The 933-nt window shown below is 55.7% G+C and carries 1 pseudogene; it reads left to right on the forward strand.

From position 1 onward, the window contains the following. Positions 1–926, forward strand: a pseudogene (locus PJL69_RS20245) (IS3 family transposase); the annotation flags it as partial. Positions 927–933 lie beyond the last annotated feature (7 nt).

The raw sequence follows: 933 nt of genomic DNA on the forward strand, positions 1-933 counted from the left end.
TCCTAAAAAAGGCCACCCAGTTCTTCGCGGGCCTGAAGCATTGAGATTTAGGTTCATCGAAGAACACCGTGACAGTTTTCCAGCCAAATGCCTATGCCATGTTGTTGGTGTAAGCACGCGCGGTTTGCGGGCCTTCCGCAGCCGGCCAGCCAGCCGCAGACAGCGGTCTGATATGGTGAGTTGGCGCACATCAAAGAACAGTCGCGTCTCAGCCTGGGCAGCTATGGTCGGCCAAGAATGACCGAAGAACTGAAGGAGATCGGTTTGGATGTGGGTCACCGCCGTGTTGGCAGATTGATGCGCCAGAACGGCATATCTGTTGTTAGAACGCGCAAGCACAAGGTTACGACAGATACCGACCACACGTTCAACATCTCGCCAAATCTGCTGAATCGGGACTTCACAGCGGACAAGCCCAACCAGAAATGGGCTGGCGACATCAGTTATGTTTGGACGCGGGAGGGCTGGCTGTATCTGGCAGTGATCCTGGACCTGCATTCCGGGTGCGTCATCGGCTGGGCCGTCAGCACCGGATGAAACGCGACCTGGCGATCCGGGCATTGAATATGGCCATTGCCTTCCGGGCACCATCTAAGGGCTGCATCCATCATACAGACCGTGGCAGCCAATACTGTTCTCACGATTACCAGAAGATCCTGCGCCAGCATGGGTTCAAGGTATCGCTGAGTGGAAAAGGAAACTGCTAGGACAACGCCGCTGCCGAAACCTTCTTCAAAACCATCAAAGCTGAGCTGAGCTGGCGCAGGTCATGGGAAACACGCAGGCAAGCCGAGATGGCGGTATTCGAATACATCAACGGCTTTTACAATCCGCGCCGCCGTCACTCAGCACTGGGTTGGAAAAGTCCAGTCGCCTTCGAACGGAAAGTGGCCCAAACGAGCACTGGGGGCGGCACTAAACCGTGACAGGTCC

The sequence above is a fragment of the Shimia sp. MMG029 genome (assembly GCF_027947445.1).
Taxonomy (GTDB): domain Bacteria; phylum Pseudomonadota; class Alphaproteobacteria; order Rhodobacterales; family Rhodobacteraceae; genus Shimia.